This window comes from Castellaniella defragrans 65Phen (assembly GCF_000612685.1).
GTDB classification, from domain to species: Bacteria; Pseudomonadota; Gammaproteobacteria; order Burkholderiales; family Burkholderiaceae_B; genus Castellaniella; species Castellaniella defragrans.
This window is the reverse complement of the sequence record NZ_HG916765.1, coordinates 1,889,102-1,904,163: the sequence shown is the minus strand read 5'-3', so window position 1 is coordinate 1,904,163 and position 15,062 is coordinate 1,889,102. Positions and strand designations below refer to the sequence as shown.

13 protein-coding genes are annotated in these 15,062 nt (G+C 70.5%); 8 read left to right on the top strand and 5 right to left on the bottom strand.

Translation table 11 applies throughout. The annotated features are described in order from the left end of the window. Nucleotides 1-54 precede the first annotated feature (54 nt). The 4 genes from BN940_RS08535 to BN940_RS08520 are packed head-to-tail and all read left to right on the top strand — an operon-like array spanning nucleotide 55 to nucleotide 3,546. The gene (locus tag BN940_RS08535) at nucleotides 55-408 is read left to right on the top strand and encodes a hypothetical protein (RefSeq protein WP_242404291.1); all 354 of its coding nucleotides are present in this window, start codon (nucleotides 55-57) and stop codon (nucleotides 406-408) included. Then, complete coding sequence (gmk, locus tag BN940_RS08530; RefSeq protein ID WP_043682108.1) at nucleotides 405-1,049, top strand: guanylate kinase; 645 nt, start codon at nucleotides 405-407, stop codon at nucleotides 1,047-1,049. The genes BN940_RS08535 and gmk overlap by 4 nt, the downstream gene beginning before the upstream one ends. 12 nt (nucleotides 1,050-1,061) lie before the next feature. Further along, nucleotides 1,062-1,265, top strand: coding sequence for a DNA-directed RNA polymerase subunit omega (gene rpoZ / locus BN940_RS08525; RefSeq protein WP_043682105.1), 204 nt, complete (start codon nucleotides 1,062-1,064; stop codon nucleotides 1,263-1,265). A 16-nt stretch (nucleotides 1,266-1,281) separates the two neighbouring features. Then, entirely contained in the window at nucleotides 1,282-3,546 is a 2,265-nt protein-coding gene (locus BN940_RS08520) for a RelA/SpoT family protein (RefSeq protein WP_043682102.1), read from the top strand. A gap of 419 nt (nucleotides 3,547-3,965) precedes the next feature. Here the strand turns inward: BN940_RS08520 and BN940_RS08515 are convergent, their stop codons facing one another. Together BN940_RS08515 and BN940_RS08510 are read right to left on the bottom strand one after the other, a co-directional pair. Beyond that, nucleotides 3,966-5,783: a sensor histidine kinase gene (locus BN940_RS08515; RefSeq protein WP_043682099.1), complete on the bottom strand. Its 1,818-nt coding sequence runs from the start codon at nucleotides 5,781-5,783 to the stop codon at nucleotides 3,966-3,968. After that, the gene (locus BN940_RS08510; RefSeq protein ID WP_043682096.1) at nucleotides 5,774-6,460 is read right to left on the bottom strand and encodes a response regulator; all 687 of its coding nucleotides are present in this window, start codon (nucleotides 6,458-6,460) and stop codon (nucleotides 5,774-5,776) included. Before BN940_RS08510 ends, BN940_RS08515 begins: the two co-directional genes overlap by 10 nt. A 178-nt stretch (nucleotides 6,461-6,638) precedes the next feature. Between BN940_RS08510 and BN940_RS08505 the strand changes: the two genes are divergently transcribed. Further along, nucleotides 6,639-8,999, top strand: a complete 2,361-nt coding sequence (locus tag BN940_RS08505) for a sulfatase-like hydrolase/transferase (RefSeq protein WP_043682093.1) — start codon at nucleotides 6,639-6,641, stop codon at nucleotides 8,997-8,999. 196 nt (nucleotides 9,000-9,195) lie between these two features. On the opposite strand, the gene BN940_RS08500 is transcribed toward BN940_RS08505, so the two are convergent. Then, a complete protein-coding gene (locus BN940_RS08500; RefSeq protein WP_043682090.1) occupies nucleotides 9,196-11,154 on the bottom strand; it encodes a SurA N-terminal domain-containing protein in 1,959 nt (652 codons plus the stop codon). Between the two features lie 335 nt (nucleotides 11,155-11,489). On the opposite strand from BN940_RS08500, the gene ugpQ reads away from it, so the two are divergent. Together ugpQ and BN940_RS08490 are read left to right on the top strand one after the other, a co-directional pair. Beyond that, on the top strand, nucleotides 11,490-12,257 hold the full coding sequence (ugpQ, locus tag BN940_RS08495; RefSeq protein WP_043682086.1) for a glycerophosphodiester phosphodiesterase: 768 nt from the start codon (nucleotides 11,490-11,492) through the stop codon (nucleotides 12,255-12,257). Nucleotides 12,258-12,274: 17 nt separating this feature from the next. After that, nucleotides 12,275-13,252, top strand: coding sequence for a 23S rRNA (adenine(2030)-N(6))-methyltransferase RlmJ (locus BN940_RS08490; RefSeq protein WP_084330587.1), 978 nt, complete (start codon nucleotides 12,275-12,277; stop codon nucleotides 13,250-13,252). Here BN940_RS08490 and BN940_RS08485 read toward each other — a convergent pair. Beyond that, on the bottom strand, nucleotides 13,225-13,956 hold the full coding sequence (locus BN940_RS08485) for a pseudouridine synthase (protein WP_043686460.1): 732 nt from the start codon (nucleotides 13,954-13,956) through the stop codon (nucleotides 13,225-13,227). The genes BN940_RS08490 and BN940_RS08485 overlap by 28 nt on opposite strands. An 85-nt stretch (nucleotides 13,957-14,041) precedes the next feature. Here BN940_RS08485 and BN940_RS08480 point away from each other — a divergent pair, with 85 nt between their 5' ends. Further along, nucleotides 14,042-14,593: a chorismate--pyruvate lyase family protein gene (locus BN940_RS08480; RefSeq protein ID WP_043686457.1), complete on the top strand. Its 552-nt coding sequence runs from the start codon at nucleotides 14,042-14,044 to the stop codon at nucleotides 14,591-14,593. 44 nt (nucleotides 14,594-14,637) lie between these two features. Here the strand turns inward: BN940_RS08480 and BN940_RS08475 are convergent, their stop codons facing one another. Next, nucleotides 14,638-14,976, bottom strand: a complete 339-nt coding sequence (locus BN940_RS08475) for a P-II family nitrogen regulator (protein WP_043686455.1) — start codon at nucleotides 14,974-14,976, stop codon at nucleotides 14,638-14,640. Nucleotides 14,977-15,062: the final 86 nt, after the last annotated feature.

Here is a 15,062-nt window from a genome sequence, read left to right as displayed (position 1 = left end):
ACCCGGGCCACGCCGGCAAAGCGTCTATAATCGAGGACTCGTCCCACGTTCCCCATGCCCATGCCGCTCGAAAGCCGACTGATCTCCCATCTGGACCGTGGGCTGGTCCTGGACATCACCCTGGAAGACCTGTCCTTCCGCGTCTACGTGGCCCAGCGCGAAGCCGACGTCGAGCAGGTGGCCGAGCTGGTCCCGGCCGAGCAGTTCCAGGGGGACGGCGACGTCCACGTCGCCGCGATCCACGACGGCGACGACGCCTCCGAGCAGATCCAGGACGTGCTCTTCAACCTGAATCCGGGCGACGCCATCGTCTTCCTGTGCACGGGCCCGCAGGCCTACGCCGAGGCGCTGGCCGAGCTCGGCCAGCCCGGCCCGGCATCCCCGCGCGCCGACTCGAACGCGACATGACACAGTCTTCCGGCAATATCTTCATGGTGGTCGCCCCCAGCGGGGCGGGCAAGTCCAGCCTGGTCAATGCCCTGCTGGAAAAGGACGCCAGCCTGGCGCTGTCCATTTCCTGCACCACCCGCACTCCCCGCCCCGGCGAAGAAGACAAGAAGCACTACCGCTTCGTGTCCGTGGAAACCTTCCAGGCGATGCGCGACCGCGGCGACATGCTGGAATGGGCGGAAGTGCACGGCAATTTCTACGGCACGCCCCGCGACCGGGTCGAGCAGGCCCTGGACGGCGGCACCGACATCATCCTGGAGATCGACTGGCAGGGCGCCCTGCAGGTGCGCCGCCACTATCCCCAGGCGATCGGCATCTTCATCCTGCCGCCCTCGATCGAGGCCCTGGAAGCCCGCCTGAAAAAGCGCGGCCAGGACGCACCCCAGGTCATCGCCCGCCGGCTGCTCGCGGCGGGCGGCGAGATGGCGCATGCCTCCGATTGTGAATATGTTATTATTAATCAAGAATTTAGCCTTGCACTGGAGCAGCTGCGGCACGTGATCTGCGCGGCGCGGCTGCGCTATACGGCGCAGTCCGTCCGGCACGCCGACCTGTTCACCCAGCTGGGCATCCGCAAACCCCTGTCAACCGCTTCCTGAACCAGGACACCCATGGCCCGCATCACCGTAGAAGACTGCCTCGAAAAAGTCCCCAATCGCTTCGACCTGACGCTGGTCGCGACCTATCGCGCCCGCGAACTGGCCCAGGGACACGAGCCCCGCATCCAGAGCCACAACAAGCCCACGGTCACCGCGCTGCGCGAAATCGCCCAGGGGCTGGTCGGCACCGAGATGCTGCGCAAAGTCCCCACCTGATCCGGCGGGGCGGGCCATGGCGTTTTCAGGTTTGCGCGGCGCGTCCTCGGGACTGCTCGCCGTCCTGCGCAAGGGTCCCCGCCTGCGGCGGCGCAAGCCGCACACGGCGCCCGCCCCGCAATCCGAACCCGCGCCCAGCCCGATCGCCTCGCTGGCCGGGCTCAACCAGATCGTCTCCGGCTACCTCGGCCCGCGCGACATCGAGCGGATCCGGGAAGCCTACCGCTTCGCCGACAACGCCCACCTGGGGCAGTTCCGCGCCAGCGGCGAGCCGTACATTTCCCACCCCATCGCCGTCACCGAGATCTGCGCCGGCTGGAAGCTCGACGCCGACTCCCTGATGGCCGCCCTGCTGCACGACGTGATCGAGGACCAGGGCGTCAGCAAGCAGGAACTGGCCGAGAAATTCGGCGGCGAGGTCGCCGAGATCGTCGACGGCCTCACCAAGCTCGAACGCCTGGAATACGCCACCAAGGCCGAACAGCAGGCGGAATCCTTCCGCAAGATGCTGCTGGCCATGGCGCGCGACGTGCGCGTGATCCTCATCAAGCTCGCCGACCGGCTGCACAACATGCGCACGCTGGATGCGGTCAACCCCGAAAAGCGCCGCCGCGTGGCGCGCGAAACCCTGGAAATCTACACGCCGATCGCGCACCGGCTGGGACTGAACGCCTTGTTCCGCGAACTCCAGGACCGCTGCTTCAAGGCCATCTACCCGAACCGCTACGTCGTCCTGCACAAGGCCATGATGGCGGCGCGCGGCAACCGCCGCGAGGTCATCTCGAAGATCGCCGAGGCGGTGCGCGCCGCCCTGCCCGCCGCCGGCCTGGACGCGGAAGTCAGCGGCCGGGAAAAGTCGCTCTACGGCATCTACAAGAAAATGGTCGAGCAGAAGAAGTCGTTTTCCGACGTGCTCGACATCTACGGCTTCCGCGTCATCGTCCACACGCTGCCGGAATGCTACCTGGCCCTGGGCACGCTGCACCAGCTGTACCGGCCGGTGCCCGGCAAGTTCAAGGACTACATCGCCATCCCCAAGATCAACGGCTACCAGTCCCTGCACACCACCCTGGTCGGCCCCTACGGCACGCCGGTGGAATTCCAGTTCCGCACCCGCGACATGGACCACGTGGCCGAGGAAGGCGTGGCGTCCCACTGGCTCTACAAGGAGCAGGGCACCTCGCTCAACGATCTGCAGAAACGCACCCACCAGTGGCTGCAGTCCCTGCTGGACATCCAGAGCCAGACGGGCGATTCGGGCGAGTTCCTTGAGCACGTCAAGGTCGACCTGTTCCCCGACGCGGTCTACGTGTTCACTCCCCAGGGCAAGATCCTGTCGCTGCCGCGCGGCGCCACGCCGGTGGACTTCGCCTACGCGATCCACACGGACGTCGGCAACCACGCCGTGGCCTGCAAGATCAACGGCGAATTCTCGCCGCTGCGCACCGAGCTGCACAGCGGCGACGCGGTGGAAGTCATCACCTCGGCCGCCTCGCGCCCCAGCGCCCAGTGGCTGAACTACGTGCGCACGGGCCGCGCGCGCTCGGAAATCCGCCATTACCTGCGCAACGAGCGCTACGAGGAATCCGTGGCCTTCGGCCGCCGGCTGCTCAACCAGGCTTTCGACCAGCTCTCCATCCCCTACCCCAAGGACGACGATCCTCAGTGGGAACGGCTGGCCAAGGGTTCGGGCGGGGCCTCGCGCACGGAGATCCTGGCCGACATCGGTCTGGGCAAGCGCCTGGCCGCCGTGGTGGCGCGCCGCTTCGCCCCGGAAAACGCCATGCTGGAAACCACCGCCATGGCGGTGGACGAATTCACGTCCGTCACCAGCGCGCCCATCGTGATCCACGGCAACGAGGGCCAGGCGGTGCAACTGGCGCCCTGCTGCGGCCCGCTGCCGGGCGACGCGATCATCGGCGGCATCCGCCTGGGCCACGGGCTGGTGGTGCACATGAGCGACTGCCCGGTGGCCAAGCGTCAGCAGGCGCGCGAGCCGGAGCGCTGGATCCCGGTCATCTGGGACACCAACACCGCCCGGCACCTGACCACGCGCCTGGAACTGACCGTGCTGAACGAGCGCGGCGTGCTGGGCCGCCTGGCGGCGGAAATCACCGAGGCCGACTCCAACATCATCCAGCTCACCATGCCCGACGAGGCCGCCTCCACGGCCCTGCTCAACATCATGGTGCAGGTCGACAGCCGCAAGCACCTGGCCCAGGTCATCCGCGCCATCCGGCACGTCCCCCAAGTCCAGAAAATCGTCCGGGCGAAGGGATGAGGCCGGACACAGGACAGTCCCTGCGGACTGTCCTGTGCCGGCCGAATCGGAGCGGCCTGCAGGCCGCGACGTGGAGGGATGCCACACCCCAAGACGAGCCCCGCCGGCCGAATCGGAGCGGCCTGCAGGCCGCGACGTGGAGGGATGCCACACCCCAAGACGAGCCCCGCCGGCCGAATCGGAGCGGCCTGCAGGCCGCGACGTGGAGGGATGCCACATCCCAGGACGAGCCCCGCCGGCCGAATCGGAGCGGCCTGCAAGCCGCGACGTGGAGGGATGCCACATCCCAAGACGAGCCCCGCCGGCCGAATCGGAGCGGCTTGCAAGCCGCGACGTGGAGGGATGTCACACCCCAAGACGAGCCCCGCCGGCCGAATCGGAGCGGCTTGCAAGCCGCGACGTGGGGAATCCAGGCCGCCTCAGCCTTCAGCGTCCCCTGGCAGCCGGGGCGGCAGCGTCAGCGTGACCCGCGTCCCGTCGGCCAGCGCCTCGATGCGCAGCGCGCCGCCCAGGGAGGCCGCGCGCCGGCGCATGTTCCGCAGGCCCGCGCCCCCGGCATCCGCCTCCGCGTAAGGGACGCCGTCGTTGTCGATGACGACGAGCGCCTCGCCCCGCGGGCCGGCGAGGCCGCGCACCGCGATGCGGGTGGCCGGGCCGTGCCGCAGGGCGTTGGTGACCGCCTCCTGCACGATGCGCAGCACGTTCAGGGCGGAGGTCGGCGTGACGCCGGACACCTCGGGCAGGCGCGCCATCGACCAGTCCAGCGCCACGTCCAGGCGCCTGAGCCGGGGTTCGAGCCGCTCGCGCAGGCCGGCGAGCGCGGCCACCAGCTCGCGGTCGCCGATATCCAGCGAATGGATCACCAGACGCAGATCGTCGAGCGCCTCGCGCGCCGTGCGCTCAATGCCCGCCGACCGCTCGCGCTCGGCCAGTGCGATGATCGAGGCCAGGTGGCCGCTCAGGCCGTCGTGCAGGTCCACCGTCAGCCGGTGGCGTTCCTCGCTGCGCACGCGGCACGCGGCCTTGCCGCGCTCTTCTTCGTACAGCCGGTGCAGTTCGGCCTCGCGCTCGGCCAGCCGCTGCTTGAGGTGGGCGTTGGCGCCGTCCAGGCGCGTCAGGCTCAGGCCCAGGCGGCGCATGAGGATCGCCGCGATCGCCACCAGCAGCAGCTGGCGGTAATAGATCGACAGGAAGACCGGGCCGTCCAGCAGGCCGGCGACGATCGCGCCGTCGTGCAGGGTGGCCAGCGAGAACAGGCACAGGGGCAGCAGGAGCAGCCAGGCCTCCGGCACCTTCCGGACGAAGGCGCCCCAGGCCGAGAGGGCGACCGTGACCAGCGGCGAGAACACCAGGATGGGCGCCACCACGCCCAGCACCAGGGTGCGCGCCGGCGCCACGCCCGCCGCCAGCGCCAGCAGGCAGGCGCCGGGCACGGCCGCCACGCAGGCGCGCAGCCACGCCGGCGGCACGGTGCCGTTGATCTTCAGCGCGATCACGTGCAGGATGAAGACGCTCGACATGCTGACGGTGAAGGCATACGGCAGCCAGGCGGACACGTCGGGCACGATGTCGGCCAGCAGGCCCGCGTACGAGGCCGTGGACACCACCAGCAGCAGGAACAGCCAGCCGTACAGGGATTCCCGCGGTCGGTAGATCCAGATCATCAGGGTGGCAATGGCCAGCAGCAGCTGGCAGGCCAGCACCATCATGCGCGAGTGCTCGAACACCAGGACCCTGAGCCTGTGGTACGGCAGGATCTGCTGCGCGGTGCCCACGTACAGGGCCGACAGGTAGCCGCGCGCGACGCCCGGCGCTTCGAGCAGGATGTCGATCTCGTGGCGACCCGGGCTCAGATGGCGTCCCGACAGCGGCACCAGCGCCGAAGCGCCCAGCGTGATGCCCGGGACCAGGGAATCGGCGCCCGTGTCCAGCATGCGGTCGCCGTCCAGGGCGATGATCGCGCGGTAGCTGAACGTGGGCACGAGGAGATGGAGCGGCTGCGCGGGCGCCTCGTCCAGCTCGAAGACCGCGCGGTAGCGGCTCCGCGCCCGGTGGCGGTCCTGCGCGTGGGGCAGCGCCACCCACCCGGGCTCGTCGCCGGGCGCCGCCGTGAACCGGGCCTGGTCGATGACCAGGGCATGCCGCGGCACGGGCAGCGTCAGCCACAGCGGCGAACAGGCCGCCGCCATCGCCAGGACCGTCAGCACGATGCCGGGCCAGCGCCGGCTCAGAGCCATATCAGGCCCAGGCGCGAAGCCTCGAACACCGCCTCGGAGCGGTTGCCCACCTGCAGCTTGCGATAGATGTTCTTGATGTGCACGGGCACGGTCTGGCGCGACAGGCCGAGCTGCTCGGCCACGTCGGCATAGGTCAGCCCCTTGGCGATGCTCAGCAGGATTTCCGTTTCGCGCGGCGTGAGCAGCGCCGCCTCGCCGGGTGGACCCGGCCCCCGGTCGCGGGCGGGCGGCCCCTGCCCGCCCAGCCGCTGCACGATGACTCGTGCGATCGAGGAGGAAATCGGCGAGCCGCCGGCGAGCAGTTCCTCGATGGCCGCGATCAGCTCGTCGGGGCCGACGTCCTTGAGCAGGTAGCCGGTCGCCCCGGCCTCGATGGCCGCGATCACGATCTCCTTGTCGGCCAGCACGGAGATCACCATGGCCTCGGCCCGGGGATGGAGGGCGCGCAGATGCCGGATGCCCTGGACGCCATGGCCGTCCGGCAGGCACAGGTCGGTGATGAGCAGATCGACCGGTTCGCTGCGCAGGACGGCCATCGCCGCGGCCAGGGTGCCGCAGGCCGCGACCAGGCGGCCGCCCCGCCAGCTCGACAGGATCGTCTCGAAACGCCGCCGCAAGGCCGCGTCGTCCTCGAGCAGCAGCATGCGGCAGCACGCCGCCTCGCCGCTCCGGTCCATGCCGGCATCCGGACATCCGCTGCCAGATTCCATCGCCCCTACCCTTTTCATGGTATAGGCCGGCGGCGGGCCGGCCTTTAATCTTCAATCTTGAATATTTTATTCATTGTCACCGTTTTTTTAGTTTGTCACGGCCGGGCCGGTTTGTCATTCCGGCCGCACACGAGGAGCGCCCATCATGACTCAAAGACAAGCCCGGCCCCTGCTCTCCGCGACCCTGGCGGCCGCCGCGCTGCTGGCGGCCTGCTCCGACTCCGGTTCCGGCTCGTCCGCGCCCGACGGCCCGGTCGCCTCGGCCAAACCGAACATCCTCTTCATCGTGCTCGACGACCTGGGCGTGGACCAGATGACGGCCTACGGCTACGGCGGCGCCGCTCCGGCCCGGACCCCCAACATGACCGCCATCGCCCGCGCCGGCGTGCTGTTCCGCAACGCCTGGGCCATGCCCGACTGCACCCCCACGCGGGCCACCTTCTTCACCGGACGCTATCCGTCCCAGACCAACGTGCTGAACGCGCTGGTGGCGACCGACCTGGCCAATTCCGCACCCTCGCCCTACGAGATGACGCTGCCCAAGCTCCTGAAAACGGAGGGCTACACCAGCGCCCTGATCGGCAAGATGCACCTGACGGGCTCGGACCTGAACGGCGCATTCAACCTGCCGCACGGCTACGACAGCATGTGGAAGCTGGGCTGGGACCATTTCGACGGCTTCCTGGACGGCGCGCCCTACAACATCGACACCCGGGCGGGCCTGGCGACCCAAGGCGCCGACGTCGACAGCGGCCCCTACAAATGCGGCTTCGTCCCGACGCGGCGCATCGACGCCGTCAACGGCGCCGATGCCGGCGCCTGCTACTTCGCCGGCGGCGGCTGCACGCAGCTGGCGGTCGGCGGCGACGTCGTCACGCCGGGCCGCACCTGCATGGAACGCGGCGGCATCCTCGATCCAGGCCAGTCCTGCCAGGCCAGCGCGCCCGCCTACATCGACTTCGAGGCGCAGAACGGCTACTACACGGGACGATGGGTGAAAAGCTCGGCCAACGGCGGCGGCTATGTCGTGCCGGCCTCCGACCCATCCTCGCGCGGCTACCGCAGCATCCTGGAAACCGACCGCGCCCTCGCCTGGGCCGGGCAGCAGCCCGCCGACCGGCCCTGGATGCTGACCGTGGGCTACTCGGCCATCCACACGCCCCTGCAGGTGCCGCCCGTCGCGCTAATCGCGCAGGACACGCCGGGACGCGACGACAATCTGGTGTGCTCGCCCCTGGCCGACTCGGAGCGCACGCCGGGACTGACGCAGGCCACCGACCTGATCGACGGTCACCTCATCACCAACCTCATGATCGAGGCCGTGGACAGAAAGATCGGCGACCTGCTGGTGGGCCTGGGCCTAGCCAGATACAAGGACGACGGCACGCTGGACTACCATCCCGAGCGGACCAACACCCTCGTCGTGATCATGGGCGACAACGGCACCTACGTGAACAGCGTCAAGTTCACCGCGCCGGGCCGCTTCGATCCCACGCGCGCCAAGGCCTCGCCCTACCAGACCGGCGTGTGGGTGCCGCTGCTGGTGGCCGGTCCGATGGTCGCCTCGCCCGGGCGCGAGGTGCCGCACATGGTGGGCTCGGTGGACCTGTACCGGCTGTTCGCCGAGATCGCGGGCGCCGACGCGGACACCGGCATTCCGGCCGGCCAGACGCTCGACGCGCAGCCCATGCTGGCCTACCTGACCCAGGCCGACCAGGCCGGCATCCGCAGCACCAACTTCACGGAAATGGGCACCAACTTCAGGGCGGCCGGCTCGTCCGAAAACGAATCCCCCTGCGTGATCCCGGCGGCCAACAACGTCTGCACGACCCTGTTCCCGCAAAAAGGCGTCTGTCTGGCGCAGGGCGGCATCTGGTACGGCGACAACCTGTCTCCGGAGACCAGCGGCGTGCCGGCGGAGGGCTACCACAACTGCTGCCAGGCCCAGGCGTACCGCGCCGGCCGGAACGAATCGACCACCTTCCTGCCGGTCACCACCAAGGCGGTCACGGACGGCACCTTCAAGCTGGTGCGCCAGACGCGCAACCAGTGCGATCCGGCCATGGGCACGGCCTCGGACCCCGGCGCCTACCGCTACAGCACCACCGGCTTCGACATCCGGGACGAGCTCTACCGGATCGACACCGCCGTGCCCTCTCCCGCGCTCGACCGGGACGGCAGCGAACTGACCGCGATCACCGCCCCGCCGCTGGACACCGCCACACTGGATCCCGGGCAGCAGCAGGCCTACGAGCGGCTCAAGTCCGAGATGGAGCGGCACGACAGCGTGGCCGACTACCACTGGAACTACGACAGCACCAACTGCCCGGGCGACGGCAACCACGACGGCGTGGTGGACCGGCAGGACCTGGACAACTGGCGGGAGCTGAGCCAGCTGAACGGCGCCCAGTCGAGCTGGTACGACTTCAACCACGACGGCAGGACCGACGCGACCGACCAGATGATCATCCAGAACAACATGGGCAGGACCTGCCGCGGCGCCTGAACGGCGGACCTGCCGCGGCGCCTGAATGGAGGACTTGTCGCGGCGCATGGAGGACAGCGGCCGGATCGGGACGCTCGAATCGAAGCGCCCGGCACCCCGCCCCCGTCCCCGGGGCGCGCCCGGCGCGCAAAGACGAAGGCCCCGATGGAATCGGGGCCTTCGTCCTGAAGAGGCGCGGCGCGGCGCGCCGCGCCGGTCAATTCGACCCGCCGTCTCCCTGCTCGATCAGCCTGCGGCCCTCGTCCGTGACCTTGACGCCCAGCTGCTGGCGCAGTTCGGCCAGCACGGCCTGCTGCTCCACGCCGCCCCAGACCCGGGCCATCTGCTGGCCCAGGCCGTCGAGCGCGGGCGCGTCCGTCGTGCCGGGCTGGACCTTGTCCACCTGGACGATGGCGTAGGCGTGCGCCAGCGCCACGCCGCCGAAGGCCGGCAGGGTCTTGTCCGCCTCGACGGCGAACGCGGCGTCGAGCACGTCCTTGGACAGGCCGGCCGGATCCAGGCGGCTGACCGTCGCCGGCTCGCCGAAGCCCTCGGCCGAAGGCTGGGCGCGCAGTTCGGCCAGCGTCTTCTCGCCCTCGGCCACGGCGGCGGCACGTGCGCGCTCGCCGGTGAGCTGCGCGCGGATGTGGTCGCGGACCTGGTCCAGCGGCGGCACGTGCGCGGGCGTCGCCTCGCGCACGCGCACCACCGCCATGGTGTCGGGCGAGATCTCGATCACGCCGGAATTCTGCTTGTCGGTGAAGACCTGGGCGCTGAACAGGGCCTGGCGCACGCGCACGTCGCCCAGGATGGCGGAATCGCCCGAGGCGGAGGCCGCGCCCGGGCCCGCCTCGTCGGCGCTCAGCAGGCGGTCGCGCGCGATCCCGCCGGCTTGGCGGACCTGCAGGCCGAGCTCCTTGGCGGCGGGCTCCAGGCTGGACGGATTGTCGTAGACCAGGCTGGTGAGCTTGGTCGCCATGTCGGCGTAGCGGTCGGCGGCCAGCTGGCGGCGCACCTCGTCCTCGACCTTGGCGCGGGCCTGCTCGAAGGATTCGCCCTGCTCGGGCTGGACTTCGTCGGCCATGAAGATGTGGTAGCCGTCGGGGCCCTTCACGGGCTCGGAGACCTCGCCCTGCTTGAGTGCGAAGACGGCCTGCTCCATGGCCAGCGGCAGCGTGCCGCGCTGGATCCAGCCCAGCCGGCCGCCGTCGCGCGCCGTGCCGGCGTCCTGGGATTCCTTGCGCGCCAGTTCGGCGAAGCCGGACGGCTCCGCGCGGACGCGGGCGACGATGTCTTCGGCCTTGGCGAGCGCGGTCTTGGCGACCTCGTCGGACGCGCCGGCCGGCAGCTTGATCAGGATGTGGCTGACGCTGACGCGCGCCGGCACCACGTAGCGCGCCTTGTTCTGCTCGTAGTAGTCCTTGAGCTGGGCTTCCTCGATGGCCGGCACGCTGGCCAGGGCGGCGGCCTCGTCGAGCACCAGGTAATCGGCGGACACCTGCTCGGGCAGGCGCAGGGCGTCCTGGTGGCCGTCGTACCAGGCCTGGATGTCCTGGTCGGACACCTGCACGTCCTTGGCGTGGTCCTCGGCCTTGAAGACCCGCAGGCGGATGGTGCGCTCTTCGGTCAGGGCGCGCTTGAGGCCATCGAGCACCGGGGCCGGCAGGCCGGCCGTGTCGCGCACCGGGCCGAGCACGCGGTCCAGGGCCAGCTCGGCGCGCTGCCCGGCCTCGAAGTCGCGCGGCGTCAGGCCGTAGGAGGCGAGGACCTCGTGGTAGCGGTCCGGAGAGAACTGGCCGTCGACCTGCAGCTGCGGCATGGCGGCGATGGCGCGGCGCAGGGCGCCGTCGGACACGCTGAAATGGTTCTCCGTCGCCACGGCGATCTGCAGCTTGCGATCCACGAGCTGATCCAGCAGGGCCTGGCGCGCCTGGGGATTGTCCAGCAGGGCGGGATCGAAGCGGCCCTGGCTGCTTTCCTGCATCTGCTGCAGCTGGTTGCGCTGGGCCTGGACGAATTCGTCGCGGCTGACCGCGGCCCGGCCGATCTCGACCAGGGCCGGATCGGCCGTGACGAAGGAATAGCCGCTGATCCCCAGGAACACGAAGGACGGCACCACCAGGATCAGAAGGATCAACTGCATCAGGCGCTGATGCGTGCGAATGAAATCGAACATGAACGGCTCACCTGCTGGAGACTGACGGCCCCAGGGCCGCGCGAACGAAATGTTCCGCAGTTTACCACCGCGGCCGACCGTCTCGCCAAGGCGGCGGGGCGGACCCGCACCGTGCCGACGCATCCGATGCATCTGGCATATCCGGGGCATCCGGCACATCCAGCGCATCTGGCATGTCCGGGGCATCCGGGACATCCGGCACATCCAGCGCACCCGTGGCGTCCGGCGCAGCCCCGACCTGGCGCGGCCATGGCTCGGCTCGTTCAAGGCTTCCCTGGCGGGGGGCGCCCCCGCTGGCTAAAATGCGGACTGTCCTCCTTTCACGGCGCCGTCCCATGCCTCCATCCCATCCCGCCTGGCCCTGGCCGGCCTTCATCGCCCACCGCGGCGGCGGCCGCCTGGCGCCCGAAAACACCCTGGCGGCGATACGCGCAGGCGCCGCCGCCGGATTCTCGATGGTGGAATACGACGTCAAGCTGAGCGGCGACGGCATGCCCTTCCTGCTGCACGACGACACGGTGGAGCGGACCTCCAACGGCCGCGGCCTGGCCAGCGAACTGGACTGGCGCGCGCTCGGCCGGCTGGACTTCGGCGGCTGGCACGGGCCGGATTTCGCCGGCGAGCCGGCCCCATCCCTGTACGCCGTGGCCCGCTGTACCCGCGCCCGCGGCATCCACAGCAACATCGAGATCAAGCCCACCACAGGCCACGACACCGCGACCGGCGCGGTCGTGGCCCGCGAGGCCGCCCGCCTGTGGGCGGGCGCGGCCCTGCCGCCGCTGCTGTCGTCGTTTTCCGAGGCCGCCCTGGAAGCCGCCCGCGCGGCCGCGTCCGAACTGCCCCGCGCCCTGCTCATCGAAGGCCCGGTGCCGGCCGACTGGCGGGCCCGCCAGCAGGGCCTGGGCTGCATCGGCCTGAACATCGACGTGCAGCACGCCGACGAAGCGGCGGTGCGCGACATCCTCGGCCAGGGCGCCACCCTGGCCGTCTGGACAGTGGACGATCCCGGCCAAGCCCGCACGCTGTTCGGCTGGGGCTGCCACGCGGTCTTCACCGACGAACTGCACCACGTCCGGGCCGATGCGCCGGGCCTGGCGCGCTAGCCCCGCAGGCCGCCGCGATGTTCAGCTACCGTCACGCCTTCCACGCCGGCAACCACGCCGACGTCCTGAAGCACGCCATCCTGGTCCAGATCCTGGACTACTTCAACCGCAAGGACGCGCCCTACTGGGTGATCGACACCCATGCCGGCGCGGGCCTGTACGCCCTGGACGGCGAATGGGCCGGGCAGAGCGGCGAAGTGGTCGACGGGCTGGACCGGCTGCTGGGCGCGCCCCGGCCGCCCGAACTGGTGGAGCGCTACCTGCGCGCGATCCAGGACTTCAATCCCGACGGCGTCGCCAGCCGCTACCCGGGCTCGCCCGCGCTGGCCCTGCACGCCCTGCGCCCGCACGACAAGCTGCGGCTGTTCGAGCTGCACCCCACGGAAATCGAAGTGCTGGAAAGCACGCTGCGGCAGCTGGGCACTTCGCGCCGCCAGGTGTCCATCGCCCGCGAGGACGGCTTCGGCGGGCTGAAGCGGCTGCTGCCGCCGCCGACCCGGCGCGGCATCGTCCTGATCGATCCGTCCTACGAGGACAAGCAGGACTACCGCCACACCCTGCAGGCGGTGCGCGACGGCCTGGAACGCTTCGCGTCCGGCTGCTTCGCGGTCTGGTATCCCCTGGTGCAGCGCGTCCAGGCGCACGAGATGGCGCGCGCCCTGGAACGGCTGCCGGTGGAATGGCTGCACGCCACGCTGACGGTGCGCAAGCCCTCGGCCGACGGCCTGGGCCTGCACGGCAGCGGCATGTTCGTCATCAATCCGCCCTGGACGCTGCACGAGGAACTGCGCGCCGCCCTGCCCTGGCTGGAAAAGACGCTGGCCCAGGACGAGCACGCCCGGCATACGCTGCAGACCCACGCCGCCGCCGGCTCCCCGGCCGGCGCCTCGCCCGCCAGAAAGCCGGCCCGGCCGCCGCGGCCGGCCGAAGGCCGCCCGCCGCGCGCCGCCGCCCGGCCCGCGCCGGCTCAGAAACGTTCGCCGGGCCGCAAGTAGCGCCACTGCCCCACGGGCAGGTCGCCCAGCACGACGCCGCCCATGCGCACGCGCTTCAGGCCCACGACCTTCAGTCCGACCTGCTCGCACATGCGGCGGATCTGGCGCTTGCGGCCTTCGCGCAGGATGAAATGCAGCTGGTCCTCGTTCTGCCATTGCACCTTGGCCGGCCGCAGGGCCTGGCCGTCCAGCGACAGGCCGTGGTTCAGCAGGGCCAGGCCGCCGGCCGACAGGCGGCCCTCGACGCGTACCAGGTATTCCTTTTCGATCGAGGAATCGTCGCCGATCAGTTGGCGGGCGATGCGCCCGTCCTGCGTCAGGACGAGCAATCCCTGGGAATCGATGTCCAGCCGCCCGGCGGGCGCCAGCCCGCGCAGATGCGCGGGATCGAAGGCCGGTCCGCCATGGCCCGGCCGGTACTGGGTGCGCGCCTGGATCAGCGACACGGCCAGGCGGTAGCCCTTGTCCGACTGATGCGACACGTAGCCGACCGGCTTGTTCAGGATGAGGGTGACCTTGTCGGTCTGGCGGCGGGCCGCCTGGCGTTCGAGCGTGATGCGGGCGCTGGGCAGGGCCTTGGTGCCCAGTTCGCTGACGATCCTGCCATCGACGCGCACCCAGCCGCGTTCGATGTAGGCGTCGGCTTCGCGCCGCGAGCACAGGCCGCGCTGGGCCATGAGTTTGGAGATTCGGACGGGTTCCATGATGCTGCGCATTGTATCGCGCCGCCCGGCCGGGCCGGGCGCCATCGGTCATGCTATCGTGATGCCCCTCGAAGACATGCTTTCCATGACCCCGGACACCGCCCTCCCCCGCCCCTGGCGCAGCGTACCCGCACCCGGACTGGACCGGACGCGGCAGGCCTGGCTGCGGCGGCCCGGCGCCCTGACCGCGGGACTGCGCCGCCTGGGCGAGGTGCGGCTGACGGTGCGCCGCGAGGCCGTCGAGGCCCTGACGCCCGGCTGGGCCGCCGAGGCCGGGCTGCCGGCCGGCGCCCCGGTCTGGTGGCGCGAGATCCTGATGACGATCGACGGCGTCCCCGCCGTGCAGGCCTGCAGCTTCACCCCCCTGCGCGCCAGCCTGGGCGTCTGGCAGGCCATGCGCGGCCTGGGCCAGCGCCCGCTGGCCGACATCCTGTACCGGGACCCGCGCATCGCGCGCAGCGGCTTCCGCTTCGGCCGGCTGCGGGTGCGCCGCGCCGACGGCACCTGGACGGGCGCCGCCACGGGCGCGGCGATCCTGGCCCGGCATTCGGTGTTCGTGCGCCTGGGACAGCCGCTGCTGGTGGCGGAATACTTCCTGCCGTCCTTCTGGGTGGTCGCTGGGCGGCGCCGGCCCTGAAGCCGGACGGCACAAGCAGAGGAAACGAGGCAGCGGGACCCGATCTACAGCGCCTCGATGCCGCTTTCGCCGGTGCGGATGCGCACGGCCTGCTCGACCGGGGTGACGAAGATCTTGCCGTCGCCGATCTTGCCGGTGCGCGCGGCGCGGATGATGGCCTCGATCACGCCTTCGGCCTGGTCGGCCGCGACCACCACGTCGATGCGGATCTTGGGCAGGAAATCCACCACGTATTCGGCCCCGCGGTACAGCTCGGTGTGGCCCTTCTGGCGGCCGAAGCCCTTGACCTCGGTGACGGTCAGGCCGTTGACGCCCAGCTCGGACAGGGCTTCGCGCACCTCGTCGAGCTTGAAGGGTTTGACGATCGCCGTGATCTGCTTCATGTCGGACTGCGCCATGGTGTCGGGGTTCCGCTGAAAAGCTTTTAATATAGCGCAGACGCCGGCCGCCCGGCCCGGCGGCGGCCGCG